Annotated in this window: 18 protein-coding genes and 1 tRNA gene; all 19 read left to right on the forward strand. The window is 62.0% G+C overall.

Going from position 1 to position 22,739, the window contains the following annotated elements; translation table 11 throughout:
- Nucleotides 1-15 precede the first annotated feature (15 nt).
- The 19 genes from tuf (WS57_RS19200) to rplW all read left to right on the forward strand — a co-directional run bounded on the left by tuf (WS57_RS19200) (nucleotide 16) and on the right by rplW (nucleotide 22,738).
- Nucleotides 16-1,206 carry an elongation factor Tu gene (gene tuf, locus WS57_RS19200; protein ID WP_034209732.1) on the forward strand — a complete coding sequence of 397 codons (1,191 nt, stop codon included), beginning with the start codon at nucleotides 16-18 and terminating at the stop codon, nucleotides 1,204-1,206.
- A gap of 59 nt (nucleotides 1,207-1,265) precedes the next feature.
- Nucleotides 1,266-1,341: transfer RNA gene (locus WS57_RS19205), tRNA-Trp, on the forward strand.
- 43 nt (nucleotides 1,342-1,384) lie between these two features.
- Complete coding sequence (gene secE / locus WS57_RS19210) at nucleotides 1,385-1,765, forward strand: preprotein translocase subunit SecE (protein WP_069244731.1); 381 nt, start codon at nucleotides 1,385-1,387, stop codon at nucleotides 1,763-1,765.
- 1 nt (nucleotide 1,766) lies between these two features.
- A complete protein-coding gene (gene nusG, locus WS57_RS19215) occupies nucleotides 1,767-2,324 on the forward strand; it encodes a transcription termination/antitermination protein NusG (RefSeq protein WP_006765424.1) in 558 nt (185 codons plus the stop codon).
- A gap of 140 nt (nucleotides 2,325-2,464) precedes the next feature.
- A complete protein-coding gene (gene rplK, locus WS57_RS19220; RefSeq protein ID WP_006753591.1) occupies nucleotides 2,465-2,896 on the forward strand; it encodes a 50S ribosomal protein L11 in 432 nt (143 codons plus the stop codon).
- On the forward strand, nucleotides 2,897-3,595 hold the full coding sequence (gene rplA, locus WS57_RS19225) for a 50S ribosomal protein L1 (RefSeq protein ID WP_006482906.1): 699 nt from the start codon (nucleotides 2,897-2,899) through the stop codon (nucleotides 3,593-3,595).
- Between the two features lie 307 nt (nucleotides 3,596-3,902).
- A complete protein-coding gene (gene rplJ / locus WS57_RS19230; RefSeq protein WP_009687177.1) occupies nucleotides 3,903-4,400 on the forward strand; it encodes a 50S ribosomal protein L10 in 498 nt (165 codons plus the stop codon).
- A gap of 63 nt (nucleotides 4,401-4,463) precedes the next feature.
- A complete protein-coding gene (rplL, locus tag WS57_RS19235) occupies nucleotides 4,464-4,838 on the forward strand; it encodes a 50S ribosomal protein L7/L12 (RefSeq protein ID WP_009687178.1) in 375 nt (124 codons plus the stop codon).
- 377 nt (nucleotides 4,839-5,215) lie between these two features.
- On the forward strand, nucleotides 5,216-9,322 hold the full coding sequence (rpoB, locus tag WS57_RS19240; protein WP_009687179.1) for a DNA-directed RNA polymerase subunit beta: 4,107 nt from the start codon (nucleotides 5,216-5,218) through the stop codon (nucleotides 9,320-9,322).
- Nucleotides 9,323-9,343: 21 nt separating this feature from the next.
- A complete protein-coding gene (rpoC, locus tag WS57_RS19245; RefSeq protein WP_009687180.1) occupies nucleotides 9,344-13,585 on the forward strand; it encodes a DNA-directed RNA polymerase subunit beta' in 4,242 nt (1,413 codons plus the stop codon).
- Nucleotides 13,586-13,823: 238 nt separating this feature from the next.
- A complete protein-coding gene (recQ, locus tag WS57_RS19250; RefSeq protein WP_040126482.1) occupies nucleotides 13,824-15,671 on the forward strand; it encodes a DNA helicase RecQ in 1,848 nt (615 codons plus the stop codon).
- Between the two features lie 227 nt (nucleotides 15,672-15,898).
- Nucleotides 15,899-16,279 carry a 30S ribosomal protein S12 gene (rpsL, locus tag WS57_RS19255; protein ID WP_009689279.1) on the forward strand — a complete coding sequence of 127 codons (381 nt, stop codon included), beginning with the start codon at nucleotides 15,899-15,901 and terminating at the stop codon, nucleotides 16,277-16,279.
- A 173-nt stretch (nucleotides 16,280-16,452) separates the two neighbouring features.
- Complete coding sequence (gene rpsG, locus WS57_RS19260; RefSeq protein WP_004198359.1) at nucleotides 16,453-16,923, forward strand: 30S ribosomal protein S7; 471 nt, start codon at nucleotides 16,453-16,455, stop codon at nucleotides 16,921-16,923.
- Nucleotides 16,924-17,045: 122 nt separating this feature from the next.
- The gene (gene fusA, locus WS57_RS19265) at nucleotides 17,046-19,148 is read left to right on the forward strand and encodes an elongation factor G (RefSeq protein ID WP_040126483.1); all 2,103 of its coding nucleotides are present in this window, start codon (nucleotides 17,046-17,048) and stop codon (nucleotides 19,146-19,148) included.
- Between the two features lie 42 nt (nucleotides 19,149-19,190).
- Nucleotides 19,191-20,381, forward strand: a complete 1,191-nt coding sequence (gene tuf / locus WS57_RS19270) for an elongation factor Tu (RefSeq protein WP_034209732.1) — start codon at nucleotides 19,191-19,193, stop codon at nucleotides 20,379-20,381.
- A 286-nt stretch (nucleotides 20,382-20,667) separates the two neighbouring features.
- Entirely contained in the window at nucleotides 20,668-20,979 is a 312-nt protein-coding gene (gene rpsJ / locus WS57_RS19275) for a 30S ribosomal protein S10 (protein ID WP_004199280.1), read from the forward strand.
- A gap of 177 nt (nucleotides 20,980-21,156) precedes the next feature.
- Nucleotides 21,157-21,807, forward strand: coding sequence for a 50S ribosomal protein L3 (rplC, locus tag WS57_RS19280; protein ID WP_009687192.1), 651 nt, complete (start codon nucleotides 21,157-21,159; stop codon nucleotides 21,805-21,807).
- Nucleotides 21,807-22,427 (forward strand): 50S ribosomal protein L4, encoded by a 621-nt coding sequence (gene rplD / locus WS57_RS19285; RefSeq protein WP_009687193.1) that lies wholly within the window; start codon nucleotides 21,807-21,809, stop codon nucleotides 22,425-22,427. Before rplC ends, rplD begins: the two co-directional genes overlap by 1 nt.
- A complete protein-coding gene (gene rplW, locus WS57_RS19290) occupies nucleotides 22,424-22,738 on the forward strand; it encodes a 50S ribosomal protein L23 (protein ID WP_009687194.1) in 315 nt (104 codons plus the stop codon). The genes rplD and rplW overlap by 4 nt, the downstream gene beginning before the upstream one ends.
- Nucleotide 22,739: the final 1 nt, after the last annotated feature.

Here is a 22,739-nt window from a genome sequence, read left to right on the forward strand (position 1 = left end):
TTTTGGGAGTTGAAAATGGCCAAGGAAAAATTTGAGCGGACCAAGCCGCACGTGAACGTTGGTACGATTGGTCACGTTGACCACGGCAAGACGACGCTGACGGCAGCGATCACGACGGTGCTGACGAAGAAGTTCGGCGGCGAAGCGAAGGCATACGACCAGATCGACGCGGCGCCGGAAGAAAAGGCGCGCGGCATCACGATCAACACGGCACACGTCGAGTACGAAACGGCTAACCGCCACTACGCACACGTCGACTGCCCGGGCCACGCCGACTACGTGAAGAACATGATCACGGGTGCAGCGCAGATGGACGGCGCGATCCTGGTGTGCTCGGCCGCAGACGGCCCGATGCCGCAAACGCGTGAGCACATCCTGCTGGCGCGTCAGGTTGGCGTTCCGTACATCATCGTGTTCCTGAACAAGTGCGACATGGTGGACGACGCTGAACTGCTCGAGCTGGTCGAGATGGAAGTTCGCGAACTGCTGTCGAAGTACGACTTCCCGGGCGACGACACGCCGATCGTGAAGGGTTCGGCGAAGCTGGCGCTGGAAGGCGACACGGGCGAGCTGGGCGAAGTGGCGATCATGAACCTGGCCGACGCGCTGGACACGTACATCCCGACGCCGGAGCGCGCGGTTGACGGTGCGTTCCTGATGCCGGTGGAAGACGTGTTCTCGATCTCGGGCCGCGGTACGGTGGTGACGGGTCGTGTCGAGCGCGGCATCATCAAGGTCGGCGAGGAAATCGAAATCGTCGGTATCAAGCCGACGGTGAAGACGACCTGCACGGGCGTTGAAATGTTCCGCAAGCTGCTGGACCAGGGTCAGGCAGGCGACAACGTCGGTATCCTGCTGCGCGGCACGAAGCGTGAAGACGTGGAGCGTGGCCAGGTTCTGGCGAAGCCGGGTTCGATCACGCCGCACACGCACTTCACGGCTGAGGTGTACGTGCTGAGCAAGGACGAAGGCGGCCGTCACACGCCGTTCTTCAACAACTACCGTCCGCAGTTCTACTTCCGTACGACGGACGTGACGGGCTCGATCGAGCTGCCGAAGGACAAGGAAATGGTGATGCCGGGCGACAACGTGTCGATCACGGTGAAGCTGATCGCGCCGATCGCGATGGAAGAAGGTCTGCGCTTCGCAATCCGCGAAGGCGGCCGTACCGTCGGCGCCGGCGTCGTCGCCAAGATCATCGAGTAAGCCAGTTATTCGTTGATCGACAGTTTTGGGGCTGGCATAAGCCAGTCCCAACATGGTCTAGGGGTATAGCTCAACTGGCAGAGCGTCGGTCTCCAAAACCGAAGGTTGGGGGTTCGATTCCCTCTGCCCCTGCCAAAAAAACGCCACGTGTCCAACGTGGCATTTGTTTTAAGGTGTTATGGCGAATCCATCCGTCGAAACTGTAAATACCTCCGGCGATAAGCTGATGCTGGGCCTGGGCGTATTGCTGGTCTTGGCCGGATTCGTGGGCTTCTTCTGGCTGGGCAGCCAGCAGTGGTACGTCCGCGGTGCCGCATTGGCGGTGGGTATCATCGCCGGCGTGGCCGTCGGGCTGATGTCCGCACCTGGCAAGAGCCTCATCGCATTTGCCAAGGATTCGTACAAGGAAGTCCGGAAGGTCGTTTGGCCCACCCGCAAGGAAGCGACGCAAACCACGCTGGTCGTGTTCGGCTTTGTGCTCGTGATGGCGATTTTCCTCTGGTTGAGTGACAAATCGATCGAATGGGTGATTTTCTCGGTGATTCTGGGTTGGAAATGATATGAGCGATACTCCGGCATCCCCGAGCGGAAAGCGTTGGTACGTCGTGCACGCCTACTCCGGCATGGAGAAGAGCGTGCAACGTGCGCTTCAGGAGCGCATCGAACGTGCCGGCATGCAGGACAAATTCGGTCAGATCCTGGTCCCGACCGAAGAAGTGGTCGAAGTCAAGGGCGGCCACAAGGCCGTGACCGAGCGTCGTTTCTTCCCCGGCTACGTGCTGGTGGAAATGGAAATGACGGACGAAACGTGGCACCTCGTGAAGAACACCGCGAAGGTCACCGGTTTCGTCGGCGGTGCGCGCAACCGCCCGACGCCGATTTCCCCGAAGGAAGTCGAGAAGATCATGTCGCAGATGCAGGAAGGCGTCGAGAAGCCGCGCCCGAAGACCCTGTTCGAAGTTGGCGAGATGGTGCGAGTCAAGGAAGGTCCGTTCACGGACTTCAACGGCACCGTCGAAGAAGTCAACTACGAAAAATCGCGCGTGCGTGTGTCGGTCACCATCTTTGGCCGCGCAACCCCGGTCGAACTCGAATTCGGCCAGGTCGAAAAAGTTTGATCCCGATTCGGTGGGCAGCCTCGGCTGCCCGCCTTCGCGCTTACGGTCCGCGTCATGACCGTTGAGGAGCGTCAGTAGCCAGCGGCGAACGCGCGTTATCACTCACCGAACGCCGCCTGGCGTTCCAACGAGGTTTTCAAATGGCAAAGAAGATTGTCGGCTTTATCAAGCTGCAGATCCCTGCAGGTAAAGCCAACCCGTCGCCGCCGGTCGGTCCGGCACTGGGCCAGCGCGGCCTGAACATCATGGAGTTCTGCAAGGCGTTCAACGCGCAGACTCAAGGCATGGAGCCGGGTCTGCCGGTGCCGGTGGTCATCACGGCATTCGCTGACAAGAGCTTCACGTTCGTGATGAAGACGCCGCCGGCGACCGTCCTGATCAAGAAGGCGGCGAAGGTGGACAAGGGCTCGAGCAAGCCGCACACCGACAAGGTCGGTTCGATCACGCGCGCTCAAGCCGAAGAAATCGCGAAGACCAAGATGCCGGATCTCACGGCAGCTGATCTCGACGCAGCGGTTCGCACCATCGCTGGTAGCGCACGCTCGATGGGCATCACCGTGGAGGGTGTGTAAATGGCTAAGATCTCCAAGCGCCGTCAGGCATTTGCCGCCAAGGTCGATCGTCAGAAGCTGTACGCGATCGAAGACGCACTGTCGCTCGTGAAGGAATGCGCAAGCGCGAAGTTCGACGAGTCGATCGACGTTGCTGTCCAGCTCGGTATCGACGCGAAGAAGTCGGACCAGGTCGTCCGCGGTTCGGTCGTTCTGCCGGCCGGTACGGGCAAGTCGGTTCGCGTCGCAGTGTTCGCGCAAGGCGAGAAGGCCGAGCAGGCACGTGCCGCAGGCGCGGAAATCGTTGGTATGGAAGACCTGGCAGAGCAGATCAAGGCTGGCCAGATGGACTTCGATATCGTGATCGCTTCGCCGGACACGATGCGTATCGTCGGTACGCTGGGTCAGATCCTCGGCCCGCGCGGCCTGATGCCGAACCCGAAGGTCGGCACGGTCACGCCGGACGTCGCGACCGCGGTCAAGAACGCGAAGGCGGGTCAGGTGCAGTTCCGTGTCGACAAGGCCGGTATCATCCACGCGACCATCGGCCGTGCATCGTTCGAGCCGACCGCGCTGCGTTCGAACCTGTCGGCGCTGATCGAAGCGCTGCAGAAGGCCAAGCCGGCAACGAGCAAGGGCGTGTACCTGCGCAAGATCGCACTGTCGAGCACGATGGGCGTCGGCGTGCGTGTCGACCAGGCTACGCTGGCCGCGCAGTAAGCATGAAATTCAGGCCGCTTCGTTCGCGAAGCGGTCTTCAAGGGCTTTGGGCGGTTGTTCGTGCAGTACGCGGGCAACCGGTTATCAAAGACCGTTGGTGGGCAGGTCGCAGTCAGGCAAGCCCTTAATTCAAGCCAACGCAGATGGCGAACCCGAAAAAGTTTTGCAGTGGTGAAGCCGCAGGCCGTGAAGCGATTCGCGGCGTGAGGTGGAAATACTCCTAACGAGGTCGGACGCCGTTGTTGAACGAGGTACGCGAGGTTTCGCCATACCGGCAAGCCGAACGTATCGTTTCTGGAGGCTAACCGTGCCGCTTAATAGAGAAGACAAGCAAGCCGTCGTCGCTGAGGTTTCCGCGCAAGTCGCGAAGGCCCAGACCGTCGTGCTGGCTGAGTATCGTGGAATTGCGGTTGGCGATCTGACCAAGCTGCGCGCGCAAGCGCGTGAGCAACAGGTTTACCTGCGCGTGTTGAAGAACACGCTGGCGCGTCGCGCTGTCGAAGGTACGCCGTTTGCTCCGCTGGCAGAGCAGATGACTGGTCCGCTGATCTACGGCATCTCGGAAGATGCAATTGCCGCTGCTAAGGTCGTCAACGACTTCAGCAAGAGCAATGACAAGTTGGTCATCAAGGCTGGTTCGTACGATGGCAAGGTGATGGACAAGGCTGGCGTGCAAGCGCTGGCAAGCATCCCGAGCCGTGAAGAACTGCTCTCGAAGCTGCTGTTCGTTATGCAAGCGCCTGTTTCGGGCTTCGCGCGTGCTCTGGCCGCGCTGGCCGAGAAGAAGCAAGCCGAAGCTGCGTAATCGAGCGTGCATCAGCGTCACTGATCGCTGGCTGTATCCGAATTCAATTTAGGAGTATTTCAAATGGCAATCGCAAAAGAAGACATCCTGGCAGCAGTCGAAGGGATGACCGTTCTGGAACTGAACGAACTGGTCAAGGCGTTCGAAGAGAAGTTTGGCGTGTCGGCAGCTGCAGTGGCAGTCGCTGGCCCGGCAGGCGGCGGCGCAGCTGCTGCAGCAGAAGAAAAGACCGAATTCACGGTTGTTCTGGCTGAAGCAGGCAGCAACAAGGTTGCAGTCATCAAGGCAGTTCGCGAACTGACGGGCCTGGGCCTGAAGGAAGCGAAGGACGTCGTTGACGGCGCACCGAAGGCTGTCAAGGAAGGCGTCGACAAGGCTGCTGCTGAAGAAGCCAAGAAGAAGCTGGAAGACGCAGGCGCGAAGGTCGAAGTCAAGTAAGTTTCGGCGCGCTGTGCGAAGGCTGGCGGTATTTTCACCGCCGGCCTTTTTGTGCTTTGTGGGGGCGCTATTCTGGCACTCTTTCGGGAGACCGAATAAACGCCCCCAGAAGCCAAAGATAACCGCCCAATCGTTGCGATTGTCCACGATTTGGCGTTTCTCTTTGTCTTCTGAAGCGACTGCAGAAGGCAAGTTTGGTCGGGTAGCGGGCAACACAGGCATCCGCTGCCGTCAGCCAGCGGTTGGTAGCGGCCAACCACCAAGCTTCTCGGCTCGTTCAAGCCGTCGGACGGCCATCGGGTCTCAGTCGGTGAACACTCGGGTCTGAAACGTCCAGGTATTCCGCCTCGACGCACCCGCCGTGATTCGGAGATCGTATGCAATATTCCTTCACCGAGAAGAAGCGCATTCGCAAGAGTTTCGCGAAGCGCCCCATCGTTCACCAAGTTCCTTTCCTGCTGGCTACCCAGCTTGAATCATTCAGCACGTTTCTGCAAGCCGAAGTGCCGGCGACGCAACGCAAGCCTGAAGGTTTGCAGGCCGCTTTCACATCGGTATTTCCCATTGTTTCGCACAACGGCTTTGCGCGCCTCGAGTTCGTGAGCTATGCGCTGTCCTCGCCGGCATTCAACATCAAGGAATGCCAGCAGCGGGGCCTGACGTACTGCTCCGCCCTGCGCGCGAAGGTCCGCCTTGTCATCCTCGACAAGGAATCGCCGAACAAGCCGGTCGTCAAGGAAGTGAAGGAGCAGGAAGTGTACATGGGCGAAATTCCGCTCATGACGCCGACGGGCTCGTTCGTCATCAACGGCACCGAGCGTGTCATCGTCTCGCAGCTGCACCGTTCGCCGGGCGTGTTCTTCGAACACGACAAGGGCAAGACGCACAGCTCGGGCAAGCTGCTGTTCTCGGCACGGATCATTCCGTACCGCGGCTCGTGGCTCGACTTCGAATTCGATCCGAAGGACATCCTGTACTTCCGCGTCGACCGTCGCCGCAAGATGCCGGTCACGATCCTGCTGAAGGCCATCGGCCTCACGCCGGAACAGATCCTCGCGAACTTCTTCGTGTTCGACAACTTCACGCTGATGGGCGAAGGCGCGCAACTCGAGTTCGTGCCCGAGCGTCTGCGTGGCGAAGTCGCGCGTTTCGACATCACCGATCGCGACGGCAAGGTCATCGTCCAGAAGGACAAGCGCATCAACGCGAAGCACATTCGCGACCTCGAAGCCGCGAAGACCAAGTTCATCTCGGTGCCGGAAGACTATCTGCTCGGCCGCGTGCTGGCGAAGAACGTCGTCGACGGCGAGACGGGCGAAGTGATCGCGAGCGCGAACGACGAAGTCACGGAAAGCGTGCTCGAGAAGCTGCGCGAAGCGGACATCAAGGAAATCCAGACGCTCTACACGAACGATCTGGACCAGGGTCCGTACATCTCGTCGACGCTGCGCGTCGATGAAACGACCGACAAGACGGCCGCGCGCATCGCGATCTACCGCATGATGCGCCCGGGCGAGCCGCCGACCGAAGAAGCGGTCGAGGCGCTGTTCAACCGTCTGTTCTACAGCGAAGAAGCGTACGACCTGTCGAAGGTCGGCCGCATGAAGTTCAACCGCCGCGTGGGCCGTGACGAAATCACCGGCCCGATGACGCTGCAGGACGACGACATCCTCGCGACGATCAAGATCCTCGTCGAGCTGCGCAACGGCAAGGGCGAAGTGGACGATATCGACCACCTCGGCAACCGTCGCGTGCGCTGCGTCGGCGAACTGGCGGAAAACCAGTTCCGCGCGGGTCTCGTGCGTGTCGAGCGCGCGGTCAAGGAACGCCTCGGCCAGGCCGAAAGCGAAAACCTGATGCCGCACGACCTGATCAACTCGAAGCCGATTTCGTCGGCGATCCGCGAGTTCTTCGGTTCGTCGCAGCTGTCGCAGTTCATGGACCAGACCAACCCGCTGTCGGAAATCACGCACAAGCGCCGTGTTTCCGCACTGGGCCCGGGCGGTCTGACGCGCGAGCGCGCAGGCTTCGAAGTCCGCGACGTGCACCCGACCCACTACGGCCGCGTGTGCCCGATCGAAACGCCGGAAGGTCCGAACATCGGTCTGATCAACTCGCTCGCGCTGTACGCGCACCTGAACGAGTACGGCTTCCTCGAGACGCCGTACCGCAAGGTCGTGGACGGCAAGGTGACCGACCAGATCGACTACCTGTCGGCGATCGAGGAAGGCCGCTACATGATCGCGCAGGCGAACGCCGCGATCGACGAGAACGGCATGCTGGTCGACGAACTCGTGTCGTCGCGCGAAGCCGGCGAAACGATGATGGTCACGCCGGACCGCATCCAGTACATGGACGTCGCGCCATCGCAGATCGTGTCGGTTGCCGCCTCGCTGATCCCGTTCCTCGAGCACGATGACGCGAACCGTGCACTGATGGGCTCGAACATGCAGCGTCAGGCCGTGCCGTGTCTGCGTCCGGAAAAGCCGGTCGTCGGTACGGGCATCGAGCGCACCTGTGCGGTTGACTCGGGCACGACGGTTCAGGCGTACCGCGGTGGCGTGGTCGACTATGTCGACGCAGGCCGTATCGTGATTCGCGTGAACGACGACGAAGCGGTCGCAGGTGAAGTCGGTGTCGACATCTACAACCTGATCAAGTACACGCGTTCGAACCAGAACACGAACATCAACCAGCGTCCGATCGTGAAGATGGGCGACAAGGTCTCGCGCGGCGACGTGCTGGCCGACGGCGCCTCGACGGACCTGGGCGAGCTCGCGCTCGGCCAGAACATGCTGATCGCGTTCATGCCGTGGAACGGCTACAACTTCGAGGATTCGATCCTGATCTCGGAGAAGGTCGTGGCCGACGATCGCTACACGTCGATCCACATCGAAGAGCTGAACGTCGTTGCACGCGACACGAAGCTCGGGCCGGAAGAAATCACGCGCGACATCTCGAACCTGGCGGAAGTCCAGCTCGGCCGTCTCGACGAATCGGGCATCGTGTACATCGGTGCGGAAGTCGAAGCGGGCGACGTGCTGGTCGGCAAGGTCACGCCGAAGGGCGAGACCCAGCTGACGCCGGAAGAGAAGCTGCTGCGCGCGATCTTCGGCGAGAAGGCTTCGGACGTGAAGGATACGTCGCTGCGCGTGCCGTCGGGCATGAGCGGCACCGTGATCGACGTCCAGGTGTTCACGCGTGAAGGCATCCAGCGCGACAAGCGTGCGCAACAGATCATCGACGACGAACTGAAGCGCTACCGTCTCGACCTGAACGACCAGCTGCGCATCGTGGAAGGCGACGCGTTCCAGCGTCTCGCCCGCATGCTGGTGGGCAAGGTCGCGAACGGCGGTCCGAAGAAGCTCGCGAAGGGCACGAAGATCGACCAGGCTTACCTGGAAGACCTCGACCACTACCACTGGTTCGACATCCGCCTCGCGGACGACGAAGCCGCGGCGCAGCTCGAAGCGATCAAGAACTCGATCGAAGAGAAGCGTCACCAGTTCGACCTCGCGTTCGAAGAGAAGCGCAAGAAGCTCACGCAAGGCGACGAGCTGCCGCCGGGCGTGCTGAAGATGGTCAAGGTGTACCTCGCGGTGAAGCGCCGTCTGCAGCCTGGCGACAAGATGGCAGGCCGTCACGGTAACAAGGGCGTCGTGTCGAAGATCGTGCCGATCGAAGACATGCCGTACATGGCCGACGGCCGTCCGGCAGACGTCGTGCTGAACCCGCTCGGCGTGCCGTCGCGGATGAACGTGGGTCAGGTTCTGGAAGTGCACCTCGGCTGGGCCGCGAAGGGCCTCGGCTGGCGTATCGGCGAAATGCTGCAGCGTCAGGCGAAGATCGAGGAGCTGCGCGCGTTCCTGACGAAGATCTACAACGAGTCGGGCCGCCAGGAAGACCTGGAAAGCTTCACCGACGACGAAATCCTCGAACTCGCGAAGAATCTGCGCGAAGGCGTGCCGTTTGCTACGCCGGTGTTCGACGGTGCGACCGAGGAAGAAATGGGCAAGATGCTCGACCTCGCGTTCCCGGACGACATCGCCGAACAGCTCGGCATGAACCCGTCGAAGAACCAGGTCCGCCTGTACGACGGCCGCACCGGCGAGATGTTCGAGCGCCGCGTGACGCTGGGCTACATGCACTACCTGAAGCTGCACCACCTCGTCGACGACAAGATGCACGCGCGTTCGACGGGCCCGTACTCGCTCGTCACGCAGCAGCCGCTGGGTGGTAAGGCGCAGTTCGGTGGCCAGCGTTTCGGTGAAATGGAAGTGTGGGCACTCGAGGCATACGGCGCGTCCTACGTGCTGCAGGAAATGCTGACGGTGAAGTCGGACGACGTGACCGGCCGGACCAAGGTGTACGAGAACCTGGTCAAGGGCGATCACGTGATCGATGCAGGCATGCCGGAATCCTTCAACGTGCTGGTGAAGGAAATCCGCTCGCTCGGTATCGATATCGATCTCGACCGCAATTAATCGGACTACGGAGAGAAGGCAATGAAAGCTCTGCTCGATCTATTCAAGCAAGTCCAACAGGAAGAAGTTTTCGACGCGATCAAGATCGGTCTGGCCTCGCCCGACAAGATCCGTTCGTGGTCGTTCGGCGAAGTGAAGAAGCCGGAGACCATCAACTACCGTACGTTCAAGCCGGAACGCGATGGTCTGTTCTGCGCGAAGATCTTCGGGCCGATCAAGGACTACGAGTGCCTGTGCGGCAAGTACAAGCGCCTGAAGCATCGTGGCGTGATCTGCGAGAAGTGCGGCGTCGAAGTGACGCTGGCGAAGGTGCGTCGTGAGCGGATGGGCCACATCGAGCTGGCCTCGCCGGTCGCGCACATCTGGTTCCTGAAGTCGCTGCCGTCGCGTCTGGGCATGGTGCTCGACATGACGCTGCGCGACATCGAGCGCGTGCTGTACTTCGAGGCGTACGTGGTGATCGAACCGGGCATGACGCCGCTGAAGGCGCGGCAGATCATGACCGAAGAGGATTACTACAACAAGGTCGAGGAATACGGCGACGAATTCCGTGCCGAGATGGGCGCGGAAGGCGTGCGCGAGCTGCTGCGCGCGATCAACATCGACGAGCAGGTCGAACAGCTGCGCACCGAGCTGAAGAACACCGGCTCGGAAGCGAAGATCAAGAAGTTCGCGAAGCGCCTGAAGGTGCTCGAGGCCTTCCAGCGTTCGGGCATCAAGCCCGAGTGGATGATCCTCGAGGTGCTGCCGGTGCTGCCGCCGGAACTGCGTCCGCTCGTGCCGCTGGACGGCGGCCGTTTCGCGACGTCGGACCTGAACGACCTGTATCGCCGCGTGATCAACCGTAACAACCGGTTGAAGCGTCTGCTCGAGCTGAAGGCGCCTGAAATCATCGTCCGCAATGAAAAGCGGATGCTGCAGGAAGCCGTCGACTCGCTGCTCGACAACGGTCGTCGCGGCAAGGCGATGACGGGCGCCAACAAGCGTCCGCTGAAGTCGCTCGCCGACATGATCAAGGGCAAGGGCGGTCGTTTCCGTCAGAACCTGCTGGGCAAGCGCGTCGACTACTCGGGCCGTTCGGTCATCGTGGTCGGCCCGACGCTGAAGCTGCACCAGTGCGGCCTGCCGAAGCTGATGGCGCTCGAACTGTTCAAGCCGTTCATCTTCAACAAGCTGGAAGTGATGGGCGTTGCGACGACCATCAAGGCGGCGAAGAAGGAAGTCGAGAACCAGACGCCGGTCGTGTGGGACATCCTCGAAGAGGTGATCCGCGAGCACCCGGTGATGCTGAACCGTGCGCCGACGCTGCACCGTCTCGGTATCCAGGCGTTCGAGCCGGTGCTGATCGAAGGCAAGGCAATCCAGCTGCACCCGCTCGTCTGCGCGGCGTTCAACGCCGACTTCGACGGTGACCAGATGGCCGTTCACGTGCCGCTGTCGCTCGAAGCGCAGATGGAAGCGCGCACGCTGATGCTCGCGTCGAACAACGTGCTGTTCCCGGCCAACGGCGATCCGTCGATCGTGCCGTCGCAGGATATCGTGCTGGGTCTGTACTACGCGACCCGCGAGGCGATCAACGGCAAGGGCGAAGGCCTGACGTTCACGGGCGTGTCGGAAGTGCTGCGCGCGTACGAGAACAAGGAAGTCGAGCTCGCGTCGCGCGTCAACGTGCGGATCACCGAAATGGTCCGCAACGAGGACACCTCGGAAGGCGCGCCGGAATTCGTGCCGAAGGTCACGCTGTACGCGACGACCGTCGGCCGCGCGATCCTGTCGGAGATCCTGCCGCACGGCCTGCCGTTCTCGGTGCTGAACAAGCCGCTGAAGAAGAAGGAAATCTCGCGCCTGATCAACACGGCGTTCCGCAAGTGCGGTCTGCGCGCGACGGTGGTGTTCGCCGATCAGCTGATGCAGTCGGGTTTCCGTCTCGCGACGCGCGCCGGCATCTCGATCTGCGTGGACGACATGCTCGTGCCGCCGCAGAAGGAAACGATCGTCGGCGACGCCGCGAAGAAGGTGAAGGAGTACGACCGCCAGTACATGTCGGGTCTCGTCACCGCGCAGGAACGCTACAACAACGTGGTCGACATCTGGTCGGCGACGTCGGAAGCGGTCGGCAAGGCGATGATGGAGCAGCTGTCGACGGAGCCGGTGACGGACCGCGACGGCAACGAGACGCGCCAGGAGTCGTTCAACTCGATCTACATGATGGCCGACTCGGGCGCCCGGGGTTCGGCGGTGCAGATTCGTCAGCTGGCCGGTATGCGCGGCCTGATGGCGAAGCCGGACGGCTCCATTATCGAGACGCCGATTACCGCGAACTTCCGCGAAGGCCTGAACGTGCTGCAGTACTTCATCTCGACCCACGGTGCACGTAAGGGTCTGGCTGATACGGCACTGAAGACCGCGAACTCGGGTTACCTGACGCGTCGTCTGGTCGACGTCACGCAGGATCTGGTGGTGGTCGAGGACGATTGCGGCACGTCGAACGGCGTCGCGATGAAGGCGCTGGTCGAAGGCGGTGAAGTCGTCGAAGCGCTGCGCGACCGTATCCTCGGCCGCGTCGCGGTCGCGGACGTCGTCAACCCGGAAACGCAGGAAACGCTGTACGAAGCGGGCACGCTGCTCGACGAAGTGGCGGTCGAGGAAATCGAACGCCTCGGCATCGACGAAGTGCGCGTGCGCACGCCGCTGACCTGCGAAACGCGTTACGGCCTGTGCGCATCGTGCTACGGCCGCGACCTCGGCCGCGGCTCGCTGGTGAACGTCGGCGAAGCGGTCGGCGTGATCGCGGCGCAGTCGATCGGCGAACCGGGCACGCAGCTGACGATGCGTACGTTCCACATCGGTGGTGCGGCATCGCGTGCGGCAGTGGCCTCGTCGGTCGAAGCGAAGAGCAACGGTATCGTGCGTTTCACGGCGACGATGCGCTACGTCACCAACGCGAAGGGCGAGCAGATCGTCATCTCGCGTTCGGGCGAGGCGCTGATCACCGACGACTTCGGTCGCGAGCGCGAGCGTCACAAAGTGCCGTACGGCGCGACGCTGCTGCAGCTCGACGGTGCGACGATCAAGGCTGGTACGCAGCTCGCCACGTGGGATCCGATGACGCGTCCGATCATCACCGAGTACGGCGGTACGGTGAAGTTCGAGAACGTCGAGGAAGGCGTGACGGTCGCGAAGCAGATCGACGACGTGACCGGTCTGTCGACCCTGGTCGTGATCGACGTGAAGCGTCGCGGTTCGCAGGCATCGAAGAGCGTGCGTCCGCAGGTCAAGCTGCTCGACGCGAACGGCGAGGAAGTGAAGATCCCGGGCACCGAGCACGCGGTGCAGATCGGCTTCCAGGTCGGCGCGCTGATCACCGTGAAGGACGGTCAGCAGGTGCAGGTGGGTGAAGTGCTCGCACGTATCCCGACCGAAGCGCAGAAGACGCGTGACATTACCGGCGGTCTGCCGCGGGTGGCGGAACTGTTCGAAGCGCGTTCGCCGAAGGATGCGGGCATTCTCGCGGAAGTCACCGGCACGACGTCGTTCGGCAAGGACACGAAGGGCAAGCAGCGTCTCGTCATCACGGACCTCGAAGGCAACCAGCACGAGTTCCTGATCGCGAAGGAAAAGCAGGTGCTGGTCCACGACGCCCAGGTCGTCAACAAGGGCGAAATGATCGTGGACGGCCCGGCCGATCCGCACGACATCCTGCGTCTGCAGGGTATCGAGGCGCTGTCGCGCTACATCGTCGACGAAGTGCAGGACGTGTACCGTCTGCAGGGCGTGAAGATCAACGACAAGCACATCGAGGTGATCGTTCGCCAGATGCTGCGTCGTGTGCAGATCACCGACAACGGCGATACGCGCTTCATCCCGGGCGAACAGGTCGAGCGTTCCGACATGCTGGACGAGAACGATCGCATGATCGCCGAGGGCAAGCGTCCGGCTTCGTACGACAACGTGCTGCTCGGTATTACGAAGGCGTCGCTGTCGACCGACTCGTTCATCTCCGCGGCATCGTTCCAGGAAACGACCCGCGTGCTGACCGAAGCGGCGATCATGGGCAAGCGCGACGATCTGCGCGGCCTGAAGGAAAACGTGATCGTCGGCCGTCTGATCCCGGCCGGTACCGGTCTCGCGTTCCACAAGGCGCGCAAGGCGAAGGAATCGTCGGATCGCGAGCGTTTCGACCAGATCGCAGCGGAAGAAGCGTTCGACTTCGGTACGCCGAGCACGCCGGCCGAAGAACCGCAGCACCCGGCAGCCGAGTAAGCGCGGGCGGCGCGAGCCGCCTCGCCCTCGCTGTCACCGAAACCGCCCGGTTTTGCCGGGCGGTTTTTTTTTATGCGTCGTTCGCGCGCATCACGCGCTTGCGCAGCGCCTTTGCAGGCGCGTGATGCGCGCGTACGAACCCTGTCCGATCGGCCAACGTTGCACGATTCGCCGCGCGCCGCGCGAGCGGGTTGGTAAAATCGCGGTCATCGCTCCGCCGTCCTCGTTCTCATCATTCATGTCCCGCGCCCTCGAAATACTCGACGAAGTCTTTGGTTATTCCGCTTTTCGCGGCCAGCAGGGCGAGATCGTCGAACACGTCGCCGGCGGCGGCGACTGTCTCGTGCTGATGCCGACCGGCGGCGGCAAGTCGCTGTGCTACCAGATTCCGGCGCTGCTGCGCCGCGAGGCCGGGCACGGCGCGGGCATCGTCGTGTCGCCGCTGATCGCGCTGATGCAGGACCAGGTCGCGGCGCTCAGCGAAGTCGGCGTGCGCGCGGCGTACCTGAACTCGACGCTGTCGGGCGCCGAGGCGGCCGCGACCGAGCGCGCGCTGCGCGAAGGCGAGATCGACCTGCTGTACGTCGCGCCCGAACGGCTGATGACGGGGCGCTTCCTCGAGCTGCTCGAGCGCGCGAAGATCGGCCTGTTCGCGATCGACGAAGCGCACTGCGTGTCCCAATGGGGGCACGACTTCCGTCCCGAATACATCCAGCTCTCGGTGCTGCACGAGCGCTTCCCGTCGGTGCCGCGCATCGCGCTGACAGCCACCGCCGATGCGATCACGCGCGACGAGATCATCCATCGTCTCGCGCTCGACGACGCGCGCGTGTTCGTGTCGAGCTTCGACCGCCCGAACATCCGCTACCGGATCGTCGAAAAGGACAACGCGCGCGCGCAGCTGCTCGATTTCATTCGCGCCGAACACACGAATGCCGACGGCACTACCGATGCGGGCGTCGTCTACTGCCTGTCGCGCCGCAAGGTCGAGGAGACGGCCGAATGGCTGAAGGCGCAGGGCGTGCGCGCGCTGCCGTATCACGCGGGGATGGAGTTCGAGGTGCGGCAGAAGCACCAGGAAATGTTCCAGCGCGAGGAAGGCATCGTGATGTGCGCGACGATCGCGTTCGGGATGGGCATCGACAAGCCCGACGTGCGCTTCGTCGCGCACCTCGACCTGCCGAAGAGCGTCGAGGGCTACTACCAGGAAACCGGCCGCGCGGGCCGCGACGGGCTGCCCGCGAACGCGTGGATGGCGTACGGCCTCGGCGACGTCGTCCAGCAGCGCAAGATGATCGACGAATCGGACGCCGACGACGCGCACAAGCGCGTGCAGACGTCGAAGCTCGACGCGCTGCTCGGCCTGTGCGAGACGATCTCGTGCCGGCGCGTGCGCCTGCTGAACTACTTCGGCGAGGCGAGCCAGCCGTGCGGCAACTGCGACACGTGCCTGGAGCCGCCCGATTCGTGGGACGCGACGCGCGAGGCGCAGATGGCGCTGTCGTGCGTGTTCCGCGCGCAGCGCGCGAGCGGCTTCAATTTCGGCGCGAGCCATCTGATCGAGATCCTGCGCGGCGCGCGCACCGAGAAGGTGCTGCAGCGCGGCCACGACCAGCTCAGCACGTTCGGGATCGGCGCGTCGCTGTCCGAGCCGGAGTGGCGTGCGATCTTCCGGCAGCTTGTCGCATACGGCTACCTGGCCGTCGACCACGGCGGCTTCGGCGCGCTGGTGCTGACCGAGGCCGCGAAGCCGGTGCTGAAGAACGAGGAGAAGGTCACGCTGCGCCGCTACGTGAAGCCGCAGCGCACGCGCCAGTCGTCGAGCCGCGGCGGCACGCGCGTGGATCCGACCGCCGGCATGGGCACGCGCGAACGCGCACGCTGGGACGCGCTGCGCGCGTGGCGCGCGGAAACGGCGAAGTCGGACGGCGTGCCGGCCTACGTGATCTTCCACGATGCGACGCTGGCCGAAATCGCGCGCAACGCGCCGGAGACGATCGACGACCTGCGGCATATCCCCGGCATGGGCGTGCGCAAGCTCGAGCGCTTCGGCGACGAGATCATCGACGTCGTCGAGTCGGCCTGACACAGCTGTTCCGACCCTTCCGGTAAACCGCCCGGATGCACGGCAAATCACGCAAGCCGTTGACTTAGTTGGCATTTCCGGAATATCATGCTGGGTTCCGGTATTCGGTGGGCCGAGTCGCGTTCGAAAGTTCGTGCCCGATTCGCCGGTCTGGAAGCCAACTGTGCGCCGATTCTCGCTTTGCCCGAAATCGGCGTGCGGATTTTGTTCAATTTCAGGAATAAACAATGCCAACCATCAACCAACTGGTTCGCAAAGGCCGTGAGTCGGAAACGACGAAGAGCAAGAGCCCGGCCCTGCAGGACTGCCCCCAGCGTCGCGGCGTGTGCACCCGTGTGTACACGACGACGCCGAAGAAGCCGAACTCGGCACTCCGTAAGGTCGCCAAGGTTCGTCTGACGAACGGCTTCGAAGTGATTTCGTACATCGGCGGTGAAGGCCACAACCTGCAGGAACACTCGGTTGTGCTGATCCGCGGCGGCCGTGTGAAGGACTTGCCGGGTGTGCGTTACCACATGGTTCGCGGCTCGCTGGATACCCAGGGCGTCAAGGACCGTAAGCAAGCGCGCTCGAAGTACGGCGCGAAGCGTGCAAAGGCTGCCAAGTAAGCAGTTTTTGATCAGGGATCGCCTCATGGCGGTCAAGGCGGTGGTGCCGGATTGCCGGTGCTGTCGAGTAAGTGGTCACCCGGCCAAGCTGGTTAGTCGAGAAGATGTGATCGGGTTTGTTGGTGGCCGCGGGGCTGGAAAACAGCTCCAACTGAACAGGTAAAGGAAGAATCATGCCGCGTCGTCGCGAAGTCCCCAAGCGGGAAGTGTTGCCGGATCCGAAGTACGGCAACGTGGATGTAGCCAAGTTCATGAACATGCTGATGCTGTCCGGCAAGAAGTCGGTCGCTGAGCGCATCGTTTATGGTGCTTTCGAACAGATCCAGACCAAGGGTGGCAAGGACCCGCTGGAAGTGTTCACGGTTGCGCTCAACAACGTCAAGCCGGTGGTCGAAGTGAAGAGCCGCCGCGTTGGTGGTGCCAACTATCAAGTTCCGGTCGAAGTGCGCCCGTCGCGTCGTATGGCATTGGCGATGCGCTGGCTGCGTGAGGCTGCGAAGAAGCGCAGCGAGAAGTCGATGGCTCTGCGCCTGGCAGGTGAACTCTCCGAAGCGGCCGAAGGCCGTGGCGGCGCGATGAAGAAGCGCGACGAAGTTCACCGCATGGCGGAAGCCAACCGCGCGTTCTCGCATTTCCGTTTCTAAGCGCCTGGCTGGGCTGTTAGCGGAAATAAATTCCGGGCGGGTGCGCTTTTCAGGCGCCTCGCCCGTTTGTGTTGAGGCGCGATGCATATGACTGCGTCGCGCCAACCCAGTAGAGGATCAAAGTGGCTCGCAAGACTCCCATCGAGCGCTACCGCAATATCGGTATTAGCGCTCACATCGACGCCGGCAAGACGACGACGACCGAGCGCATTCTGTTTTACACCGGTGTGAACCACAAGATCGGTGAAGTCCACGACGGCGCAGCAACGATGGACTGGATGGAGCAGGAACAGGAGCGTGGCATCACGATCACGTCCGCTGCTACCACGGCCTTCTGGAAGGGCATGGGCGGCAACTATCCGGAACACCGCATCAACATCATCGACACCCCGGGCCACGTCGACTTCACGATCGAAGTGGAGCGCTCGATGCGCGTGCTCGACGGCGCATGCATGGTCTACTGCGCAGTGGGCGGCGTGCAGCCGCAGTCGGAAACGGTGTGGCGCCAGGCGAACAAGTACAAGGTGCCCCGTCTCGCGTTCGTCAACAAGATGGACCGTACCGGCGCGAACTTCTTCAAGGTCTACGACCAGCTCCGTCTGCGCCTGAAGGCGAACCCGGTTCCGGTCGTGGTGCCGATCGGCGCGGAAGAAAACTTCAAGGGCGTCGTCGATCTGCTGAAGATGAAGGCGATCATTTGGGACGAGGCGTCGCAAGGCACGAAGTTCGACTACGTCGACATCCCGGCCGAACTCGCCGACACCTGCCAGGAATGGCGTGAAAAGATGGTCGAAGCGGCTGCGGAAGCCAGCGAAGACCTGATGAACAAGTACCTGGAAGAAGGCGACCTGCCGGAAGCCGACATCATCAAGGCGCTGCGCGACCGTACGATCGCGTGCGAAATCCAGCCGATGCTGTGCGGTACCGCGTTCAAGAACAAGGGCGTGCAGCGCATGCTCGACGCCGTGATCGACTTCCTGCCGTCGCCGGTCGACATCCCGCCGGTCAAGGGCGAGCTCGAAAACGGCGAAGAAGCGGAGCGCAAGGCGTCGGACGAAGAGAAGTTCTCGTCGCTCGCGTTCAAGATCATGACCGACCCGTTCGTCGGCCAGCTGATCTTCTTCCGTGTGTACTCGGGCGTCGTCAACTCGGGCGACACGCTGCTGAACTCGACCAAGGGCAAGAAGGAACGCCTCGGCCGTATTCTGCAGATGCACGCGAACCAGCGTGAGGAAATCAAGGAAGTCCGCGCAGGCGACATCGCTGCTGCGGTCGGCCTGAAGGAAGCGACCACCGGCGACACGCTGTGCGATCCGGCACACCCGATCGTGCTCGAGCGCATGGTGTTCCCGGAGCCGGTGATTTCGCAGGCTGTCGAGCCGAAGACCAAGGCCGACCAGGAAAAGATGGGCCTCGCGCTGAACCGTCTCGCGCAGGAAGATCCGTCGTTCCGCGTGCAGACCGACGAAGAGTCGGGCCAGACCATCATTTCGGGCATGGGCGAGCTCCACCTCGAAATTCTGGTCGACCGGATGAAGCGTGAATTCGGCGTGGAAGCGACCGTCGGCAAGCCGCAGGTTGCGTACCGCGAAACGATCCGTTCGACGGCGAAGGACGTCGACGGCAAGTTCGTCAAGCAGTCGGGCGGTCGCGGCCAGTACGGTCACGCGGTCATCACGCTCGAGCCGAACGAGCAGGGCAAGGGCTACGAGTTCTTCGACGAGATCAAGGGTGGTGTGATTCCGCGCGAATACATCCCGGCGGTCGACAAGGGTATCCAGGACACGCTGAAGTCGGGCGTGCTGGCAGGCTTCCCGGTCGTCGACGTGAAGGTCCACCTGACGTTCGGTTCGTACCACGACGTCGACTCGAACGAAAACGCGTTCCGCATGGCCGGTTCGATGGCGTTCAAGGAAGCGATGCGCAAGGCGAACCCGGTCGTGCTCGAGCCGATGATGGCTGTCGAGGTCGAGACGCCGGAAGACTACATGGGCAACGTGATGGGCGACCTGTCGGGCCGTCGCGGCATCGTCCAGGGCATGGAAGACATGGTCGGCGGCGGCAAGATCGTGCGCGCCGAAGTCCCGCTGTCGGAAATGTTCGGCTACTCGACGTCGCTGCGCTCGCTGACGCAAGGTCGTGCAACGTACACGATGGAGTTCAAGCACTACGCTGAAGCTCCGCGTAACGTCGCCGACGCGATCATCAGCGCGAAGTCGAAGTAAATCTGCATCTACCAACTGATTATTTTTTGAAAGAAGAGAATCATGGCAAAAGAGAAGTTTGAGCGGACCAAGCCGCACGTGAACGTTGGTACGATTGGTCACGTTGACCACGGCAAGACGACGCTGACGGCAGCGATCACGACGGTGCTGACGAAGAAGTTCGGCGGCGAAGCGAAGGCATACGACCAGATCGACGCGGCGCCGGAAGAAAAGGCGCGCGGCATCACGATCAACACGGCACACGTCGAGTACGAAACGGCTAACCGCCACTACGCACACGTCGACTGCCCGGGCCACGCCGACTACGTGAAGAACATGATCACGGGTGCAGCGCAGATGGACGGCGCGATCCTGGTGTGCTCGGCCGCAGACGGCCCGATGCCGCAAACGCGTGAGCACATCCTGCTGGCGCGTCAGGTTGGCGTTCCGTACATCATCGTGTTCCTGAACAAGTGCGACATGGTGGACGACGCTGAACTGCTCGAGCTGGTCGAGATGGAAGTTCGCGAACTGCTGTCGAAGTACGACTTCCCGGGCGACGACACGCCGATCGTGAAGGGTTCGGCGAAGCTGGCGCTGGAAGGCGACACGGGCGAGCTGGGCGAAGTGGCGATCATGAACCTGGCCGACGCGCTGGACACGTACATCCCGACGCCGGAGCGCGCGGTTGACGGTGCGTTCCTGATGCCGGTGGAAGACGTGTTCTCGATCTCGGGCCGCGGTACGGTGGTGACGGGTCGTGTCGAGCGCGGCATCATCAAGGTCGGCGAGGAAATCGAAATCGTCGGTATCAAGCCGACGGTGAAGACGACCTGCACGGGCGTTGAAATGTTCCGCAAGCTGCTGGACCAGGGTCAGGCAGGCGACAACGTCGGTATCCTGCTGCGCGGCACGAAGCGTGAAGACGTGGAGCGTGGCCAGGTTCTGGCGAAGCCGGGTTCGATCACGCCGCACACGCACTTCACGGCTGAAGTGTACGTGCTGAGCAAGGACGAAGGCGGCCGTCACACGCCGTTCTTCAACAACTACCGTCCGCAGTTCTACTTCCGTACGACGGACGTGACGGGCTCGATCGAGCTGCCGAAGGACAAGGAAATGGTGATGCCGGGCGACAACGTGTCGATCACGGTGAAGCTGATCGCGCCGATCGCGATGGAAGAAGGTCTGCGCTTCGCGATCCGCGAAGGCGGCCGTACCGTCGGCGCCGGCGTCGTTGCCAAGATCATCGAGTAAGATCGACGATCCGCGGATCCTGTCGGGGTCCGCGCTTCCACGGTAGGCAGTCGTACCGTCCGAAACCGGGCGTCCAGTTTCCGCTGGCGCCCGGTTTCGTTTTTGGCGCGCCCGCCACGGGTATCGACAAAGCTGCACCACGGTTCCGAAAATTCGTGTAGAATCGCGGGCTTAGCAGTGGAAATACCGTTCGGAACACGGCGCCTCGCTCCCCGCAGGTTCCTGGTTTCGCGTTCTTTTAGTGTCCGGCGATGCAACATCGCCTCGCTCTTTTCAAGGAATCGTCATGCAGCAACAGAAAATCCGCATTCGCCTGAAGGCTTTCGACTATCGTCTGATCGATCAATCGGCAGCCGAGATCGTCGATACCGCGAAGCGGACGGGTGCAATCGTCCGTGGCCCGGTGCCGCTGCCGACGCGCATTCAGCGTTTTGACATCCTGCGTTCGCCGCACGTCAACAAGACGTCGCGCGATCAGCTCGAAATCCGTACCCACCAGCGCCTGATGGACATCGTCGATCCGACCGACAAGACGGTCGACGCGCTGATGAAGCTCGATCTGCCGGCTGGCGTCGACGTGGAGATCAAGCTGCAGTAAGGCTTTGGGCGCTATCCGGCTTGCCGGGTGGCGCTAAGTCTTTGATTGCTTGCAGAAAACGAGGGGCCTTGCTATAATGCTAGGCTTTTCGCGCATTCGCGTAAAAAAGTCGGGTCTTGCGTACCCGGCATTTTGTAAATCAGCCCCGACCAATCGCAGTCGGGAATGGAGAAAACGATGAGCCTTGGACTCGTAGGTCGCAAGGTTGGCATGACCCGTATCTTCACGGCTGAAGGGGATTCGATTCCCGTCACCGTGCTGGACGTGTCGGACAACCGCGTGACGCAGATCAAGACTGTTGAAACCGACGGCTACACGGCCGTTCAGGTTGCATTCGGCTCCCGCCGCGCATCGCGCGTGACGAAGCCGCTGGCAGGTCATCTCGCCAAAGCCGGTGTCGAAGCCGGTGAAATCCTCAAGGAATTCCGCATCGATGCGGCCAAGGCAGCCGAGCTGTCGAATGGCGCCATCGTCGGTCCGGACCTGTTCGAAGTGGGCCAGAAGGTCGACGTGCAAGGCGTGTCGATCGGTAAGGGCTACGCCGGTACCATCAAGCGCTACAACTTCGGTTCGGGTCGTGCATCCCACGGTAACTCGCGCTCGCACAACGTGCCGGGCTCGATCGGTATGGCGCAGGATCCGGGTCGCGTGTTCCCGGGCAAGCGCATGACGGGTCACATGGGTGACGTGACGGTGACGGTGCAGAACCTCGAAATCGCTCGTATCGACGCAGAGCGCAAGCTGCTGCTCGTCAAGGGCGCGATTCCGGGTGCGAAGGGCGGCAAAGTGTTCGTCACGCCGGCCGTGAAGACCAAGGGGGCGAAATAATGGAACTCAAGCTCCTGAACGAAAATGGTCAGGAAGGTGCAGTGGTCAACGCATCGGACGTCGTGTTCGGTCGTGACTACAACGAAGCGCTGATCCACCAGGTCGTCGTCGCTTACCAGGCGAATGCTCGCCAGGGTAACCGCGCGCAGAAGGACCGTGAGCAAGTCAAGCACACGACGAAGAAGCCGTGGCGTCAGAAGGGTACGGGCCGCGCTCGTGCCGGTATGTCGTCGAGCCCGTTGTGGCGTGGCGGTGGTCGTATCTTCCCGAATTCGCCGGAAGAAAACTTCTCGCACAAGGTCAACAAGAAGATGCATCGCGCAGGTCTCTGCTCGATCTTCTCGCAGCTGGCCCGCGAAGGCCGTCTGTCGGTCGTGGAGGACATCCTCCTCGAAGCGCCGAAGACCAAGCTGCTGGCCGACAAGTTCAAGGCCATGGGCCTCGAATCCGTGTTGATCATTACCGACACGGTCGACGAAAACCTGTACCTGGCTTCGCGCAACCTGCCGCACGTGGCAGTTGTCGAGCCGCGCTACGCTGACCCGCTGTCGCTGATCTACTTCAAGAAAGTGCTGGTCACGAAGGCTGCGGTCGCCCAGATCGAGGAGTTGCTGTCATGAGCGAGATTCGCAAGAACGATCATCGTTTGATGCAGGTCCTGCTCGCACCGGTGATTTCCGAAAAGGCGACGCTGGTTGCCGACAAGAACGAGCAAGTCGTATTCGAAGTCGCGCCGGATGCCACGAAGCAGGAAGTGAAGGCGGCTGTCGAGCTGCTGTTCAAGGTTGAAGTTGATTCCGTCAACGTGCTGGTTCAGAAGGGCAAGCAAAAGCGCTTCGGCCGTTCGATGGGCCGCCGCAAGGACGTGAAGAAGGCATATGTGTGCCTGAAGCCCGGCCAGGAAATCAACTTTGAAGCGGAGGCCAACTAAC

This window comes from Burkholderia pseudomultivorans (assembly GCF_001718415.1).
GTDB lineage: Bacteria > Pseudomonadota > Gammaproteobacteria > Burkholderiales > Burkholderiaceae > Burkholderia > Burkholderia pseudomultivorans_A.

What these genes read in the sequence shown, in the direction of transcription:
- tuf (WP_034209732.1), top strand. Translation starts at nt 16, where the DNA reads ATGGCCAAGGAAAAATTTGAGCGGACCAAGCCGCACGTGAACGTTGGT.
- secE (WP_069244731.1), top strand. Translation starts at nt 1,385, where the DNA reads ATGGCGAATCCATCCGTCGAAACTGTAAATACCTCCGGCGATAAGCTG.
- nusG (WP_006765424.1), top strand. Translation starts at nt 1,767, where the DNA reads ATGAGCGATACTCCGGCATCCCCGAGCGGAAAGCGTTGGTACGTCGTG.
- rplK (WP_006753591.1), top strand. Translation starts at nt 2,465, where the DNA reads ATGGCAAAGAAGATTGTCGGCTTTATCAAGCTGCAGATCCCTGCAGGT.
- rplA (WP_006482906.1), top strand. Translation starts at nt 2,897, where the DNA reads ATGGCTAAGATCTCCAAGCGCCGTCAGGCATTTGCCGCCAAGGTCGAT.
- rplL (WP_009687178.1), top strand. Translation starts at nt 4,464, where the DNA reads ATGGCAATCGCAAAAGAAGACATCCTGGCAGCAGTCGAAGGGATGACC.
- rpoB (WP_009687179.1), top strand. Translation starts at nt 5,216, where the DNA reads ATGCAATATTCCTTCACCGAGAAGAAGCGCATTCGCAAGAGTTTCGCG.
- rpoC (WP_009687180.1), top strand. Translation starts at nt 9,344, where the DNA reads ATGAAAGCTCTGCTCGATCTATTCAAGCAAGTCCAACAGGAAGAAGTT.
- recQ (WP_040126482.1), top strand. Translation starts at nt 13,824, where the DNA reads ATGTCCCGCGCCCTCGAAATACTCGACGAAGTCTTTGGTTATTCCGCT.
- rpsL (WP_009689279.1), top strand. Translation starts at nt 15,899, where the DNA reads ATGCCAACCATCAACCAACTGGTTCGCAAAGGCCGTGAGTCGGAAACG.
- rpsG (WP_004198359.1), top strand. Translation starts at nt 16,453, where the DNA reads ATGCCGCGTCGTCGCGAAGTCCCCAAGCGGGAAGTGTTGCCGGATCCG.
- tuf (WP_034209732.1), top strand. Translation starts at nt 19,191, where the DNA reads ATGGCAAAAGAGAAGTTTGAGCGGACCAAGCCGCACGTGAACGTTGGT.
- rpsJ (WP_004199280.1), top strand. Translation starts at nt 20,668, where the DNA reads ATGCAGCAACAGAAAATCCGCATTCGCCTGAAGGCTTTCGACTATCGT.
- rplC (WP_009687192.1), top strand. Translation starts at nt 21,157, where the DNA reads ATGAGCCTTGGACTCGTAGGTCGCAAGGTTGGCATGACCCGTATCTTC.
- rplD (WP_009687193.1), top strand. Translation starts at nt 21,807, where the DNA reads ATGGAACTCAAGCTCCTGAACGAAAATGGTCAGGAAGGTGCAGTGGTC.
- rplW (WP_009687194.1), top strand. Translation starts at nt 22,424, where the DNA reads ATGAGCGAGATTCGCAAGAACGATCATCGTTTGATGCAGGTCCTGCTC.